The organism is Pseudomonas trutticola BRTCR10 (assembly GCF_056155105.1).
This window is the reverse complement of the sequence record NZ_CM149552.1, coordinates 6,197,895-6,213,682: the sequence shown is the minus strand read 5'-3', so window position 1 is coordinate 6,213,682 and position 15,788 is coordinate 6,197,895. Positions and strand designations below refer to the sequence as shown.

The window sequence follows — 15,788 nt, the reverse complement described above, 5'->3', positions numbered from 1 at the left end:
CGGAGTTCGACCCCGAGCCATGCTCAATACGCTGCGCAAGATCGTCCAGGAAGTTAACTCCGCCAAGGATCTCAAGGCGGCGTTGGGGATTATTGTGTTGCGCGTCAAAGAGGCCATGGGCAGCCAGGTCTGCTCGGTCTACCTGCTTGATCCCGAGACCAATCGCTTCGTCCTGATGGCCACCGAGGGCTTGAACAAGCGCTCGATCGGCAAGGTCAGCATGGCACCCAACGAAGGTCTGGTCGGTCTGGTCGGCACGCGTGAAGAACCCCTGAACCTCGAAAACGCCGCGGATCACCCGCGCTATCGCTACTTCGCTGAAACTGGCGAAGAGCGCTACGCCTCGTTCCTCGGTGCCCCGATCATTCACCACCGCCGTGTCGTCGGCGTGTTGGTCATCCAGCAAAAAGAACGTCGCCAGTTCGATGAAGGTGAAGAAGCCTTCCTCGTGACCATGAGCGCGCAGCTTGCCGGCGTTATCGCCCATGCCGAGGCTACCGGTTCGATCCGTGGCCTGGGCCGTCAGGGCAAGGGTATCCAGGAAGCCAAGTTCGTCGGCGTGCCGGGTTCGCCGGGTGCGGCGGTCGGTACTGCAGTTGTCATGCTGCCGCCCGCTGATCTGGACGTGGTGCCGGACAAGACCATCACCGACATCGACGCTGAGCTGGCGCTGTTCAAGACCGCCATCGAAGGCGTGCGCGCCGACATGCGTGCCTTGTCCGCCAAGCTTGCGACCCAGTTGCGCCCGGAAGAGCGCGCGCTGTTCGACGTCTACCTGATGATGCTCGACGATGCCTCGCTGGGCAGCGAAATCACTACTGTGATCAAGACTGGCCAGTGGGCGCAGGGCGCGCTGCGTCAGGTGGTCACCGAACACGTCAACCGTTTCGAATTGATGGACGACGCCTACCTGCGTGAGCGCGCCTCGGACGTCAAGGATCTCGGCCGCCGCCTGCTCGCTTACTTGCAGGAAGAGCGTCAGCAGAACCTGGTCTACCCGGAAAAAACCATTCTGGTCAGCGAAGAACTGACGCCGGCAATGCTCGGCGAGGTGCCGGAAGGCACGCTGGTCGGTCTGGTGTCGGTACTTGGTTCGGGTAACTCCCACGTCGCGATCCTCGCCCGGGCCATGGGCATTCCGACGGTGATGGGTCTGGTTGACCTGCCGTACGCCAAGGTCGACGGCATCGAAATGATCGTCGACGGTACGCGCGGCGAGGTCTACACCAACCCGAGCGAAGTGCTGCGCAAGCAGTTCGCCGAAGTCGTTGAAGAAGAGAAGCAACTGGCGCTGGGCCTCGACACCCTGCGCGACCTGCCGTGCGTGACCCTCGATGGCCACCGCATGCCGCTGTGGGTCAACACCGGCCTGCTGGCCGATGTGGCGCGGGCGCAGAAGCGTGGCGCCGAAGGTGTCGGCCTGTACCGCACCGAAGTGCCGTTCATGATCAACCAGCGCTTCCCGAGCGAGAAGGAACAACTGGCGATCTATCGTGAACAGCTCGCCGCGTTCCACCCGCAACCGGTAACCATGCGCAGCCTCGACATCGGTGGTGACAAGTCGCTGTCGTACTTCCCGATCAAGGAAGACAACCCGTTCCTCGGCTGGCGCGGCATTCGCGTCACCCTCGACCACCCGGAAATCTTCCTGGTGCAGACCCGCGCGATGCTCAAGGCCAGCGAAGGCCTGAACAACCTGCGGATTCTGCTGCCGATGATCTCCGGCACTCATGAACTCGAAGAAGCCTTGCACCTGATTCACCGGGCCTGGGGTGAAGTGCGCGACGAAGGCACCGACGTGCCGATGCCGCCGATTGGCGTGATGATCGAGATTCCGGCGGCCGTGTACCAGACCAAGGAACTGGCGCGGATGGTCGACTTCCTGTCCGTCGGTTCCAACGACTTGACCCAGTATTTGCTGGCAGTCGACCGTAACAACCCGCGTGTGGCCGACCTCTATGACTACCTGCACCCGGCGGTGCTGCAAGCCCTGCAAACCGTGGTGCGTGATGCCCATGCCGAAGGCAAACCGGTGAGTATCTGCGGCGAGATGGCCGGCGATCCGGCGGCGGCGGTGCTGTTGATGGCGATGGGCTTCGACAGCCTGTCGATGAACGCCACCAACTTGCCGAAGGTGAAATGGATGTTGCGTCAGGTCAATCTGAGCAAGGCCAAGGAGTTGCTGGCTGAGCTGATGACAATCGATAACCCGCAAGTTATCCACAGCTCGTTGCAACTGGCGCTGAAGAATCTTGGGTTGTCGAAGATCAATCCGCCGGCGGTCAACAAAGCTCTCTAAAAGGCTGCTGGCCCCATCGCTGGCAAGCCAGCTCCCACAAGGATCTTCACCGTTCACCGAGCGTGTGAACACCCGAGAAACCTGTGGGAGCTGGCTTGCCAGCGATGGCGGCCTACCCTGCAACGCTAAACCAAAACCTCTACCTCACCCAAATGCCCGCCATACGGCCCGAAACTCCGCTCCACCATCCGCCGCGTCCCGTCCGCCTGCACCACCAGCGCCGTACTCGCCCGCGTCCCGTAACTCTGGCTGGCGATAAACACACTCGACAACAATGACTCCGTCGCCAGACCCACCCCGGTATCCGGCAACTCGGCAAACGGCGCGGTCTGCGCATCGCCCAGCAGCTCCAGCAACCGCCCAGGCTGCGGATCATCCAGCACCGCGCTCAACGCTGCCTTGGCCTTGAGCAACTTCGGCCACGGCGTATCCAGCCCGGCATTCGACAGTCCGTAAACACCGGGCTCAAGCATCACCGGCTCGGACATCCGCGCATTGAAGAGCCACAGTTCATGGCTGTTGCCGAGCAGCAGATTGAACCCGGCATATTCCGGCGCACGTCCGACCACATCGTTCAAATAATCATCAATCGACGCATCACCCGTCAGAAACCGCGCCACCAACTCGCCCCGTGACTTGCGGGCCGGCGGCTGATGCGGATCGCGAATATTGGTCAGTGCGGCAAAGCGGCCATTGGCGCCGATGCCGAGCCAGGTCCCACCAGCCTCCAGATCACGCCCGGCATGCACCTGCGGCGCCTCCGGCCATTGCGCCAGCGGCAGGCTTGGCCGGGCATAGAATTCGTCACGGTTGGCCGCGACGATCAGCGGCTGGGCATGGCCCGGGCGCCAGGCGAAAACAATCAGGCACATAAGGTGGTCCTTGTGTGTTTTTTGCTCACTCTACGCATCCAGCGTCCGTGCATCCATCGCAAGTGGAGCAGGAGGCCATGCATCCGTTACCATGCCGCTCCGGTTTTGGCGATGCGCCTTGGGAGACGGTCATGGAGTTTCTGCTCTATCTGGCGCTGGGCGCCTGTGCGGGCGTACTGGCCGGGCTGTTCGGAGTGGGGGGCGGGATCATCATTGTCCCGGTGCTGGTGTTCAGTTTCACCCTGCAAGGCTTTGACCAATCGATCCTGACGCATCTGGCGGTGGGTACGTCGCTGGCAACGATCATTTTCACCTCGGTCAACGCTGTGCGTGAACATCATCGGCGTGGTGCGGTGCGCTGGCCGATCTTCATGTGGATGGCGGTGGGCATTTTGCTCGGTGCCGGTTTCGGTGCGCTGACCGCTGAAGCGATCTCGGGGCCAAACCTGCAAAAAATCATCGGTGTGTTCGCCCTGGTGATTTCCGTGCAACTGGCGCTGGATATCAAACCCAAGGCCAGCCGAACCGTGCCGGGCAAACTCGGTCTGACCGTGGCCGGCAGTGTGATTGGTTGGGCCTCGGCGATATTTGGCGTCGGTGGCGGTTCGCTCACCGTTCCGTTTTTGACCTGGCGCAGTGTGCCGATGCAGCAAGCCGTGGCGACTTCATCAGCCTGTGGCCTGCCGATCGCTCTGGTCAGTGCATTAAGTTTCATGATTCTGGGCTGGCATGATCCGTTGCTGCCAGCCCATAGTCTCGGTTTTGTTTATTTGCCGGCGTTGTTGGGCATCGCCCTGACCAGCATGGTCTTCGCCCGCATCGGCGCGCGTTTGGCACATCGATTGTCGCCGCGCTTGCTGAAACGGCTGTTCGCCGCTTTGCTGTTCAGCGTGGGTTTGAGCTTTCTGCTTTAACCGCGCCGCAATCCTGACTTAATCCTGAGGTGGCAGCGTCGCCCGGGAATTTTGGTTTCAACTCTAACGAGGAGTCGCAATGCTGCCTTACCCGCAGATCGACCCGGTGGCCCTGGCCATCGGTCCGCTGAAAATCCACTGGTACGGTCTGATGTACCTGATCGGCATCGGCGGTGCGTGGCTGCTGGCGTCGCGCCGGCTCAACCGCTTCGACCCGACCTGGTCCAAGGAGAAGCTCTCCGATCTGATCTTCTGGCTGTCGATGGGCGTGATTGTCGGCGGGCGTCTGGGCTATGTGCTTTTCTACGACCTGAGCGCTTACCTGGCCAACCCGACGCTGATTTTCGAAGTGTGGAAGGGCGGCATGTCGTTCCACGGCGGCTTTATCGGGGTGATGCTCGCGGCCCTGTGGTTCGGCAAGCGTAACGGCAAGTCGTTCTTCCAGTTGATGGACTTCGTCGCGCCTATGGTGCCGATCGGTCTGGGTGCCGGGCGTATCGGCAACTTCATCAACGCCGAGTTGTGGGGCAAGGCCACCGACGTGCCGTGGGCCATGGTCTTCCCGCCGTTCAGCGATCCGGCGCAACTGCCGCGTCACCCCTCGCAGCTGTATCAGTTCGCCCTCGAAGGCGTGGCGCTGTTCCTGATCCTGTGGATTTTCTCGCGCAAACCGCGCCCGACCATGGCCGTTTCCGGCATGTTCGCGCTTTTTTACGGCATCTTCCGTTTCATCGTCGAGTTCGTCCGCGTCCCGGATGCGCAACTGGGCTATCTGGCCTGGAACTGGCTGACCATGGGGCAGGTTCTGTGCGTGCCGATGATCATCGGCGGGCTGTTCCTGATCTGGCTGGCCTATCGTCGCGCGCCGGCAGCACCGCTCGCACCGACGGCTTAAACTACGAACCCCGGCGCGCGACGCCGGGGCTCCAAGGACACAGGTAACTCATGAAGCAATATCTCGAACTGGTCTCGCACGTCATTCAGAACGGCACCAAACAGGCCAACCGCACCGGCATCAACACCATCAGTTTCCCGGGGGCGATGCTGCGTTTCGATCTGCAGGAAGGTTTCCCGGCGATCACCACCCGCAAGATGGCCTTCAAATCGGCCATCGGCGAGATGTGCGGCTTTCTGCGTGGCGTCAACAATGCCGCTGAATTCCGTGCACTGGGCTGCAAGGTCTGGGACCAGAACGCCAACGAAAACGCACAATGGCTGGCCAACCCGTTCCGTCAGGGCGACGACGACCTCGGCGAGATCTACGGCGTGCAATGGCGCAAATGGCCGGCGTACAAGCAGATCCCGCTGAGCAACACCGCCGCCATCGAACAAACCTTGAACAACGGCTACAAGCAGATCGCCCAAGGCGAAGAAGGCGGCCAGGCCTACGTGGTGCTGTACAAAGCCATCGATCAGGTGCGCCAGTGCGTCGACACGATCATCAACGATCCGGGCAGCCGTCGCATCCTGTTCCACGGCTGGAACGTCGCTCAGCTGGATGAAATGGCCCTGCCGCCGTGCCACCTGCTGTATCAGTTCCACCCGAATGTCGAGACCAAAGAGATTTCTCTGACCCTCTACATCCGTTCCAACGACCTGGGCCTGGGCACGCCGTTCAACCTCACCGAAGGCGCCGCGCTGCTGAGCCTGATCGGTCGCCTGACCGGCTACACGCCGCGCTGGTTCACCTATTTCATCGGTGATGCACACGTCTACGAGAACCACCTCGACATGCTCAACGAACAGCTCAAGCGCGAGCCGTTCGCCATGCCGAAGCTGAAGATCTCCGACCGCGTGCCGGAGTTTGCCAAGACCGGTGTGTATCAACCGGAATGGCTGGAGCTGGTTGAGCCGAGCGACTTCTCGCTGGAAGGTTACGAGCATCACGCGCCGATGACTGCGCCGATGGCGGTCTGAAGGCTTGCCAATAAACCTGTGGGAGCTGGCTTGCCAGCGATGACGGCGGCACATTCAACATTGATGTGTCTGTAAAACCGCTATCGCTGGCAAGCCAGCTCCCACAGGGATACTCGGTGTTCTTAATGGCCGTGGCTGCGGCCCACGTGGGAGTGTTCGATTTCCGTCGCCACAACCCCGCCACTCACTTCCAGCCGCTGCAAAATCCCGCACTGATCCGCCCCCGGCCCCTCGCCACAGCGTTGGCGCAGGTCGAGCAGTTGTGTCTGCAACGCCAGCAACCCATCAATCCGCGCTTTCACATGCTGGATATGCTCGTCGATCAGGGTATTAACGCTCTCACACTGATCCTGCGGGCTATCCCGCATCGCCAGCAGGCTGCGGATCTCTTCGAGCGTCATGTCGAGGGTGCGGCAGTTGCGGATGAAGGTCAGGCGTTCGGCGTGGGCCTGGGTGTAAACGCGGTAGTTGCCGTCGCTGCGGGCCGGTTCCGGCAGCAGGTTTTCGCGCTCGTAATAGCGGATGGTTTCCACGGCGCAGTCGGTGAGTTTGGCCAGTTCTCCGATCTTCATGACGGCAATCTCCAAAAGGGTGCTTGACCCTATAGTGGCTACAGGGTCTTTACTTGGCAACAGGCACCTTCATGGACGCGACCAATGAGCGATTCCCAGCACACCCACAAGCCCGGCGACGGGCACGATCACAGTCATAAATTGCAGCCTGTGCATAAGCATTCCCATGGCGGCGATGCTTGCTGCGGGTCGAAAGTCGCAGCACCGGCACCGGTTCATGCGCACGAGGACTCCTGCTGCTCGTCGGAAGCCGCCGCGCCTGCGCGGGTGCAACTGAGCGAAAAGACCAGCGCCGATGCGCGGTTGAGCAGTTTCCGCATCGAGGCGATGGACTGTCCGACCGAGCAGACGCTGATCCAGAACAAACTCGGCAAACTGGCCGGCGTTGAGCAGTTGGAATTCAACCTGATCAACCGTGTGCTCGGCGTGACTCACACGCTGCCGGGCACCGAGCCCATCACCGAGGCGATCAAGTCCCTCGGCATGCACGCCGAGCCGTTGGAAGCGGGCGTCGAAGCGCCGGCACCTGCGGCAGTGAAAAAACACTGGTGGCCACTGGCACTGTCCGGTGTCGGTGCACTGGCTGCCGAAGTCATCCACTTCACCAACGCCGCGCCGACCTGGGTGGTGGCGATCATTGCGCTGGTGTCGATCCTCAGCGGTGGCCTGACCACCTATAAAAAGGGCTGGATCGCCCTGAAGAACCTTAATCTCAACATCAATGCGCTGATGAGCATCGCGGTGACCGGTGCCATCCTCATCGGTCAGTGGCCGGAAGCGGCGATGGTAATGTTCCTGTTCACCGTGGCCGAGTTGATCGAAGCGCGCTCGCTGGACCGTGCGCGCAATGCAATCGGTGGCCTGATGCAGATGACGCCCGAGCAGGCGACCGTGCAGCAGGCTGACGGCGTTTGGCTTGAGCAGGAGGTGAAAATCGTCGAACTGGGTGCCCGTGTGCGGGTAAAACCCGGTGAACGCATCGCGCTGGATGGCGAAGTGGTCAGCGGCAGCTCGACCATCGACCAGGCGCCGATTACCGGTGAAAGCCTGCCGGTGGAGAAAACCGTTGGCGACAAAGTCTTCGCCGGCACCATCAACCAGGCGGGTTCGCTGGAATATACGGTGACTGCGGCGGCGAATAACTCGACGCTGGCGCGAATCATCCACGCCGTCGAGCAAGCCCAAGGTGCGCGTGCACCGACTCAACGTTTCGTCGATCAATTCTCGAAAATCTACACCCCGGTGGTGTTCGTCCTGGCGCTGGCCGTGGCGATCATTCCGCCGTTGTTCATGGGCGCGGTGTGGTTCGACTGGATCTACCGCGCGCTGGTGCTGCTGGTGGTGGCTTGCCCGTGTGCGCTGGTGATTTCCACCCCAGTGACCATCGTCAGCGGCCTCGCGGCGGCGGCGCGCAAAGGCATTCTGGTCAAGGGCGGTGTGTACCTGGAGGGCGGTTTCAAGCTCGACTATCTGGCGCTGGATAAAACCGGGACGATCACCCACGGCAAACCGGTGCAGACCGATTACCTATCCCTTGATCCAACCGCCGACGCCACGGCCCCGGCAATTGCTGGTGCGTTGGCCGGGCGCTCCGATCACCCGGTGTCGCTGGCCATCGCCAATGCGGCTGTGGATAAAAACTTCGCGGCGCTGAGTGTGGATAACTTCGAAGCGCTGGCCGGGCGTGGTGTCAAAGGTGAAATTGGCGGTCAGACCTACCACTTGGGCAACCACCGTCTGGTGGAAGAGCTGGGTCTGTGCTCGCCGCAACTGGAAGAAAAGCTGTTCGCGCTGGAGAAGCAGGGCAAGTCGGTGGTGCTGCTGCTCGACAGCTCCGGCCCGTTGGCGCTGTTTGCCGTGGCCGACACGGTCAAGGAAACCAGCCGCGAAGCGATCCGCCAGTTGCACGCACTGGGCGTGAAAACCTTGATGCTCACCGGCGATAACGTACACACCGCGCAGGCGATTGCCGTTCAGGTCGGCATCGATCAGGCCAAGGGCGACTTGTTGCCAACTGACAAACTGCAAGCCATCGAAGAGCTTTACGGTAAAGGTCATCGCGTCGGCATGGTCGGCGACGGCATCAACGACGCCCCGGCACTGGCCCGTGCCGAAATCGGTTTTGCCATGGCCGCAGCGGGCACCGACACTGCGATCGAAACCGCCGATGTTGCCCTGATGGACGACGATCTGCGCAAGATCCCGGCGTTCATCAGCCTGTCGCGCAACACCGCAAGCATCCTGAAACAGAACATCGCATTGGCACTGGTGATCAAAGCTATCTTTCTTGGGGTAACCTTCGCCGGACTCGCCACCATGTGGATGGCTGTGTTCGCCGACATGGGCGTGAGCCTGTTGGTGGTGTTCAACGGCTTGCGCCTGCTGCGCAAGTAAACGATGAGGGATGGTTGTGCTGAGTGCCGAGCTAAAGGCGTTTTACATGGTGGCCCGCCTGGGCAGCATCACCCTGGCGGCGAAAAAGCTCGGCCTCAGCCAACCGACCGTGACCACGCAGATCCGCAATCTGGAAAGTCAGTATTCGGTGGAACTGTTTTACCGTGGCGGTCGCCGGCTGAGCGTCAGCGACGAAGGCGCGCGGTTGCTGCCGATGGTCAAGGCGCTGTTGCAGCAGGAGGCCGACATCGAATTCTTCCTGCGCAACAGCGGTCAGGTGCAGGGCACGCTGCGCATCGCTGCCACCGCGCCGTATTACATCCTCGATCTGGTCAAGACCTTCCGCGAGCGCCTGCCGCAGGTGGAAGTGTCGGTGGAAATCGGCAACTCGCAGCAGGTGCTGGAAGCGCTGGAGGATTACCGGGTGGATGTGGCTGCCTCGTCGCAATTGCTCGAGGATGCACGGCTGATTCGCCGGGTGCTGGGCACAGATCCGCTGGTGCTGGCGGTGCATCGCAATCATCCGCTGGCGGCGCAGGAGCATGTGACATTGAGCGCACTGGCCGGGCATACCTTGCTGATGCGTGAGACCGGCTCGACCACGCGGCGATTGACTGAAGAGTTACTGGCCAGCGCGGGCGTGAGTTTTGGGCCACTGCTGGAGATTGGCAGCCGTGAGTCGATCCGTGAGGCGGTGTTGCGCAACATCGGCATCAGCATCATTGCCCGGCAGGAAGTGCCGCATGATCCGCAGTTGCGCGTGCTTACGATCGAGAAAGCGCCGCAGATTCCCGAGTATCTGTATTGCCTCAAAGAGAGGAAGAATGCGCGGTTGCCGGCGGCATTTCTCGGCTTGGCCCAAGAGATGTCCCCGGCGTAATGATCGTTCCCACGCTCTGCGTGGGAACGCAGCCCGGGACGCTCTGCGTCCCAACAGCCGAACGCGGAGCGTCCGATGAGGCGTTCCCACGCAGAGCGTGGGAACGATCTCTGGTGAACCAAAATCCCCGAATACCACTATCGGCCGTTTTTGCCTCACTGCCACATGACGGACGCATTACAACTCTAGGATGGCCCTCATCTGCTTGATGAGGTCTGTCCCATGAATCCTGCAATCGCAACTGCCCTGACCAACCCCGGTGCGCCGATGAAAGTGCGCGGCGTGCAGAAGCGCTTTGGCGCTTTTACTGCGCTGGATAACGTCTCCCTCGACGTCGCGGCCGGTGAGCTGGTCTGTCTGCTCGGCCCCTCGGGTTGCGGTAAAACCACGCTGCTGCGCTGCATCGCCGGTCTGGAAAAGCAGGACAGCGGCGAGTTGTACCTGGGTGACCGCGACGTTTCGCACCTTGCGCCACAAGCCCGGGACTACGGTATTCTGTTTCAGTCCTACGCGCTGTTCCCCAATCTGACCGTCGAAGCGAACATTGCCTACGGCCTGGCCGGCAGCGGTCGCGACGAAGTGCGCCGTCGCGTCGGGCAGATGCTGGAACTGGTCGGCCTCACCGGCAGTGAGAAAAAATACCCCGGCCAATTGTCCGGTGGCCAACAGCAACGCGTCGCGCTGGCTCGCGCTCTGGCCCCAGCACCTTCGTTATTGTTGCTCGACGAACCGATGTCCGCCCTCGACGCCCGCGTCCGCGAGCACCTGTGCACCGAGCTGCGCCAGCTGCAACGCAACCTCGGCATCACCACCCTGATGGTCACCCACAATCAGGACGAAGCCATGCTGATGGCCGACCGTATTGCCGTGATGAACAACGGCCGCGTCGAGCAATACGCCACCCCGCAGGAAATCTACAACCGCCCGGCCACGCCGTTCGTGGCCGAGTTTGTCGGCCAGGGTAACTGGCTGCCGTTCCAGCGCAGCAGTGACAGCCACGCGCGGGTTGGCGGAATGAATGTGCGTCTGGCCGACGGCAGCGTGAGCGGCGCCTCGGGGCGACTGTTCTGCCGCCCGGAAGCGATCAACGTCAATCCGCTGGTGCATGAAGAAAACCTGTTCCCGGCCAAAGTCCGTGAGATCACCTTCCTCGGCAATCGCTGCCGCATGAGCTTCGAACTCGATCAACTGCCGGGCCACGCGCTGCTCGCTGAACTGGCCCCGGAAGCAATGCCGCGCCTCGGCGCCCAGCAGATCATGGTCGCCTTGCCGCCGCGCAGCCTGCAGGTGTTTGCCTGATGAACAGCAACCTCGCGCTGCCGCTACCGCACAAGCAGGTGCGACAGTCTTCGAAAGCCGAGATTGGCGACCGCATCTTTGTAGTCGGCGGCAAAGTCTTCTTGCTGCTTTTGCTTGGTGTCGCGGTGTTGTTGCCGCTGCTGGCGATCTTCTGGCGTGGCTTCAGTAGCGAGGCCGGGCAGGGCGGTGGCTGGCTCGCCGCCAAGGAGCTGGTGACCAGCGACAATTTCCACTGGTTGCTCGGTAACAGCCTGAAAGTTTCCCTCAGCGTGGCGGCCATCGTCGTACCGCTGGCCTACCTGTTTGCCTACGCGCTGCAACGCACGCTGATTCCGGCCAAGGGCATCTGGCGCGGAATTTCCCTGCTGCCGTTGATGGCGCCGTCGATGCTGCCGGGGATTGCGCTGGTCTATCTGTTCGGCAATCAGGGCATGTTGCGCGGCTTGCTCTCGGACAACATCTACGGGTTCTGGGGGATTGTCCTGGGTGAGGTGATCTACACCTTTCCCCATGCGCTGATGATTTTGCTGTCGGCGCTGTCGCTGGCCGATGCGCGCCTGTTCGATGCCGCATCGAGCATGGGCGCCAGTCCTGCCAAAGCGTTCCGCAGCATCACCTGGCCGGCGACCCGTCAGGCGGTGTTCGCCGCGTTCTGTCTGGTGTTCACCCTCACCATCACCGATTTCGGCGTGCCGGTGGTGGTTGGTGGCGACTACCAAGTGCTGGCGCTGGAAGCCTACAAAGCCGTGGTCGGTCAGCAGCAGTTCGGTCGCGGGGCGTTGATCGGCATGGTGCTGTTGCTGCCGGCGCTGTTCAGCTTCGGTGTCGATGCCTGGTTGCGTCGGCGTCACGGCGACTCGATGAGTGGCCGCGCGCAGGTGTTCAAACCGGCACCGTCGAAACTGCGTGATGGCTGCTATCTAGCGATTGTCTTGTTGATCAGCGCCGCGTTGATTCTGGTATTCGGCATGGCAGTGTTCTCGTCGCTGGTGAAGTTCTGGCCATACAACCTGTCGCTGTCGCTGAACCATTACCAGTTCAACGAAACCGCTGGCGGTGGCTGGCTGGCGTACAGCAACAGTTTGAAGATGGCGCTAGGTACGGCGTTGATCGGCAGCGTGCTGATTTTCACTGGCGCCTATCTGATGGAGAAAACCCGCAGCCAGCGCGGCCTCAACCTGACGTTGCGCATGCTCAGTTTCATCCCGATGGCGGTGCCGGGGCTGGTGCTCGGTCTGGGTTACGTCTTCTTCTTCAACCTCACCGGCAACCCGCTGCACGTGCTGTACGGGACGATGACGCTGCTGATCGTCTGCACCATTGCTCACTATTTGACCACCGCGCAAATGACTGCGACCACCGCGCTGCGCCAACTCGATGCCGAGTTCGAAGCCGCCGCGCTGTCGCTCAAGGCGCCGCTGTACCGCCACTACCTGCGCGTCACCGTGCCGATCTGCCTGCCGGCGCTGCTGGACATTGTGCGCTACCTGTTCGTTTCGGCGATGACCACGGTGTCGGCGGCGATCTTCCTCTACAGCCCCGACACCATCCTCGCGGCGGTCGCGGTGCTGAATATGGATGACGCCGGCAACGTCGGCGGCGCGGCGGCGATGTCGACCCTGATTCTGTTCACCTCGGCGGGCGTGTCCTTGCTGCTGGCGTGGGCTTCGCGCGGCTTGCTGCGCCGTTCCCAGGCCTGGCGGCAAACCGCGCCCGGTCACTGATTTTTCCCGTAACCCTCAACTCCAAAAGACAGGAAAACGATCATGTTCAAGCCTATGGCCCTGGCCGCTGCTGTGCTCGCGACATTCAGCCTGAATGCCTTCGCGGCAAAAACCGAGTTGACGGTGTACACCGCCCTCGAAGCCGAGCAACTGAAGTCCTACAAAGAGGCTTTCGAGAAGGCCAACCCGGACGTCGAAATCAAATGGGTACGCGATTCCACCGGGATCATCACCGCCAAACTGCTGGCCGAAAAGGCCCGTCCGCAGGCTGATGCGGTGTGGGGCCTCGCGGCTTCCAGTCTGGCGATCCTCGACCAGCAGGGCATGCTGCAAAGCTACGCGCCGAAGGATCTGGGCAAGATCGGCGCGAACTACCGCGACGCTGCCAACCCGCCCGCCTGGGTCGGCATGGACGTGTGGGCCGCAACCATTTGTTTCAACACTGTCGAAGCCGAAAAGCAGGGCTTGAGCAAACCGGTGAGCTGGCAGGACCTGACCAAGCCTGAGTACAAAGGCAAGATCGTCATGCCCAACCCGGCGTCGTCCGGCACCGGTTTCCTCGACGTCAGCGCCTGGCTGCAAACCTTCGGCGAGAAGCAGGGCTGGGCCTACATGGATGGTCTGCACCAGAACATCGGCCAGTACGTTCACTCCGGTTCCAAGCCTTGCAAACTGGCGGCGGCGGGGGAATTCCCGATCGGCATTTCCTTTGAATACCCGGCCGTACAGTTGAAGCGCCAGGGCGCGCCGCTGGACATCATCCTGCCGAAGGAAGGCCTGGGCTGGGAGATCGAAGCGACGGCCGTGATCAAAGGCACGCCGCATGAAGACGCGGCGAAGAAACTCGCGGACTTCTCCGCCAGCGCCGAGGCGATGGACCTGTACAAGGAGAACTTCGCCGTCCTCGCGCAGCCGGGCATCGCCAAGCCGCAGACCGAACTGCCGGCCGATTACGAGCAGCGTTTGATCAAGAACGACTTTGCCTGGGCCTCGAAGAATCGCGACGAGATCCTCACCGAGTGGCGCAAGCGCTATGACGGCAAGTCCGAGAAAGTCGCCGCCAAGTAAGATCTTTATTGACTGACAGGGCCTCATCGCTGGCAAGCCAGCTCCCACACTGGACCGCGTCCGTCTGGACAACTCGGTCAACTGTGGGAGCTGGCTTGCCAGCGATAGCGGTCTCGCATTCAGAGCATCTCTAAATGACACACCACAAAGACCTGCTCATCGTAGGCGCCGGCATTCTCGGCCTGTCCCACGCCTACGCCGCCGCCAAACGCGGCCTCAAGGTCGCCGTCTTCGAACGCACTGCCACGCCCCTCGGCGCTTCGGTGCGCAACTTCGGTCAGGCGCTGGTCACTGGTCAGCCGCCAGGCCAAATGCTCGAACTGGCCAAGGCCAGCCGCGAGATCTGGGGCGACTGGGCGCAACTTGCCGGGCTGAAAATCAAACGCAACGGCTCGTACCTGTTCGCCCGCACCGAAGCCGAAGAACATTTGCTCGAAGCCTTCTGCGCCGGGCGCGCCGTCGAACACGGTTACAACGTCGACCTACTGCGCGGCGCGGCACTGCGCGATTTGTACAACGGCCAGTTCAGCCATCACCGCGCCGCTCTGCACGGGATGGACGATCAACAGTTGTACTCGCGCGAAGCGATTCCGGCGCTGATCGACTACCTGCGCCGCGACCTCGGCGTCGAATTCCACTTCTCCACGCTGGTGCGCGATGTCGAGCCGGGGCACCTGCAAAGCACTGTCGGCCGTTTCAGCGCCAAGCAGATCATTGTCTGCTCCGGCCACGACTATCAGACCTTGCTGGCCGAGCCGATTGCCACGCTCGATCCGCAGATCTGCCGTCTGCAAATGCTCCGCGCAAAACCGCAGATCGAGCTGAATCTGCAACACGCCTTGCTCACCGGCCTGAGCTGCGTGCACTACGGCGCCTTTGCCGACCTGCCGGAAGCGGCGGCGGTGCAGGCGCAGATCCTGCGCGAGCAACCGCACCTGCATGAAAACGGTATCCACCTGCTGATCAGTCCGACGCCGTACGGCGAGTTGATCATCGGCGACTCGCACCATTACGGCAGCGATCCATCGCCATTCAACGCCGAGCACGTGGACAACTGGATGATCGAACTGGCCGAGCAGACGCTGGGCTGCAAGGTGCAAGTGGTCGAGCGCTGGCAGGGCGTCTATGGTTCCCGGGGGCCTGGGCCGTTTTCGTTTTTGCGCCCGGCTCCGGGGTTAAGTGTGGCGCTGATGCACACGGGCGTCGGCATGAGCGTCGGCCCGGCGATGGCCGAGCGCAACGTGGCGCAGCTGCTGGAGGAAATCTGATGGCCGATCACCAACAAGTCATTGCGCGGGTATTCGGGCTGTATGAACGCTTCGGCACCAGTGATTACATCGGCGAACCGGTGTCGCAGATCGAGCACATGTCTCAGGCCGCGCAGTTGGCGATGGCCGAAGGTTTTGATGACGAAGTGGTGCTGGCGGCGTTCTTTCACGACATTGGTCATTTGTGTGCAGAAGGTGCACAGAGCATGGGCGGCTATGGGGTGGTCAGCCATGAACGGTTGGGTGCCGATTATCTGCGTGAGGCCGGCTTCAGCGAGCGGTTGGCACGTTTGGTGGAATATCACGTGCAGGCCAAGCGGTATCTGACCTTACGCGAGCCGGGGTATTTCGAGCGTTTGAGTGAAGCGAGTCGCCGGACGCTGGAATATCAGGGCGGGGTGATGACGGGGGCTGAGGCGGATGTGTTTGAGCGCGATCCGCTGTGTGCGGTCAGTCTGCGGATGCGGCAGTGGGATGAGCTGGCCAAGGAAACGGCGGTGCCGGTGATGGATCTTGGGGTTTTGAAGGACAAAGCGGCGCGACTTTTGGCTGCTTGAGGCGTTAGACCGAGGTGCGGCTAT

General features: G+C 61.7%; 13 protein-coding genes. 11 read left to right on the top strand and 2 right to left on the bottom strand.

Features of this window, described 5'->3' with window-relative positions; genetic code table 11:
- Nucleotides 1-19: 19 nt before the first annotated feature.
- Nucleotides 20-2,299: a phosphoenolpyruvate--protein phosphotransferase gene (gene ptsP / locus ACVVH8_RS28260; RefSeq protein WP_213026875.1), complete on the top strand. Its 2,280-nt coding sequence runs from the start codon at nucleotides 20-22 to the stop codon at nucleotides 2,297-2,299.
- Between the two features lie 125 nt (nucleotides 2,300-2,424).
- Here the strand turns inward: ptsP and ACVVH8_RS28255 are convergent, their stop codons facing one another.
- On the bottom strand, nucleotides 2,425-3,171 hold the full coding sequence (locus ACVVH8_RS28255) for an NRDE family protein (RefSeq protein ID WP_475227473.1): 747 nt from the start codon (nucleotides 3,169-3,171) through the stop codon (nucleotides 2,425-2,427).
- A 131-nt stretch (nucleotides 3,172-3,302) separates the two neighbouring features.
- Between ACVVH8_RS28255 and ACVVH8_RS28250 the strand changes: the two genes are divergently transcribed.
- The 3 genes from ACVVH8_RS28250 to ACVVH8_RS28240 all read left to right on the top strand — a co-directional run bounded on the left by ACVVH8_RS28250 (nucleotide 3,303) and on the right by ACVVH8_RS28240 (nucleotide 6,002).
- A complete protein-coding gene (locus tag ACVVH8_RS28250) occupies nucleotides 3,303-4,085 on the top strand; it encodes a sulfite exporter TauE/SafE family protein (protein ID WP_103304352.1) in 783 nt (260 codons plus the stop codon).
- A 79-nt stretch (nucleotides 4,086-4,164) separates the two neighbouring features.
- Nucleotides 4,165-4,980, top strand: coding sequence for a prolipoprotein diacylglyceryl transferase (gene lgt, locus ACVVH8_RS28245; RefSeq protein WP_103304351.1), 816 nt, complete (start codon nucleotides 4,165-4,167; stop codon nucleotides 4,978-4,980).
- Between the two features lie 50 nt (nucleotides 4,981-5,030).
- On the top strand, nucleotides 5,031-6,002 hold the full coding sequence (locus ACVVH8_RS28240; RefSeq protein ID WP_475227470.1) for a thymidylate synthase: 972 nt from the start codon (nucleotides 5,031-5,033) through the stop codon (nucleotides 6,000-6,002).
- Between the two features lie 122 nt (nucleotides 6,003-6,124).
- Here ACVVH8_RS28240 and cadR read toward each other — a convergent pair whose 3' ends face one another.
- Nucleotides 6,125-6,574 (bottom strand): Cd(II)/Pb(II)-responsive transcriptional regulator, encoded by a 450-nt coding sequence (gene cadR / locus ACVVH8_RS28235; protein ID WP_096795788.1) that lies wholly within the window; start codon nucleotides 6,572-6,574, stop codon nucleotides 6,125-6,127.
- 84 nt (nucleotides 6,575-6,658) lie between these two features.
- On the opposite strand from cadR, the gene ACVVH8_RS28230 reads away from it, so the two are divergent.
- From ACVVH8_RS28230 to ACVVH8_RS28200, 7 genes are all read left to right on the top strand, one after another.
- The gene (locus ACVVH8_RS28230) at nucleotides 6,659-8,968 is read left to right on the top strand and encodes a heavy metal translocating P-type ATPase (protein ID WP_475227468.1); all 2,310 of its coding nucleotides are present in this window, start codon (nucleotides 6,659-6,661) and stop codon (nucleotides 8,966-8,968) included.
- Nucleotides 8,969-8,984: 16 nt separating this feature from the next.
- Nucleotides 8,985-9,848, top strand: a complete 864-nt coding sequence (locus ACVVH8_RS28225) for a LysR family transcriptional regulator (RefSeq protein ID WP_475231238.1) — start codon at nucleotides 8,985-8,987, stop codon at nucleotides 9,846-9,848.
- Between the two features lie 222 nt (nucleotides 9,849-10,070).
- On the top strand, nucleotides 10,071-11,147 hold the full coding sequence (locus ACVVH8_RS28220; RefSeq protein ID WP_103304347.1) for a putative 2-aminoethylphosphonate ABC transporter ATP-binding protein: 1,077 nt from the start codon (nucleotides 10,071-10,073) through the stop codon (nucleotides 11,145-11,147).
- On the top strand, nucleotides 11,147-12,871 hold the full coding sequence (locus ACVVH8_RS28215; RefSeq protein ID WP_475227465.1) for a putative 2-aminoethylphosphonate ABC transporter permease subunit: 1,725 nt from the start codon (nucleotides 11,147-11,149) through the stop codon (nucleotides 12,869-12,871). Before ACVVH8_RS28220 ends, ACVVH8_RS28215 begins: the two co-directional genes overlap by 1 nt.
- 42 nt (nucleotides 12,872-12,913) lie before the next feature.
- Entirely contained in the window at nucleotides 12,914-13,939 is a 1,026-nt protein-coding gene (locus ACVVH8_RS28210; protein WP_463576408.1) for a putative 2-aminoethylphosphonate ABC transporter substrate-binding protein, read from the top strand.
- A gap of 134 nt (nucleotides 13,940-14,073) precedes the next feature.
- The gene (locus tag ACVVH8_RS28205; RefSeq protein WP_475227463.1) at nucleotides 14,074-15,207 is read left to right on the top strand and encodes a TIGR03364 family FAD-dependent oxidoreductase; all 1,134 of its coding nucleotides are present in this window, start codon (nucleotides 14,074-14,076) and stop codon (nucleotides 15,205-15,207) included.
- Nucleotides 15,207-15,764 (top strand): phosphonate degradation HD-domain oxygenase, encoded by a 558-nt coding sequence (locus ACVVH8_RS28200; protein WP_475227460.1) that lies wholly within the window; start codon nucleotides 15,207-15,209, stop codon nucleotides 15,762-15,764. The genes ACVVH8_RS28205 and ACVVH8_RS28200 overlap by 1 nt, the downstream gene beginning before the upstream one ends.
- The last annotated feature ends 24 nt before the right edge of the window (nucleotides 15,765-15,788 follow it).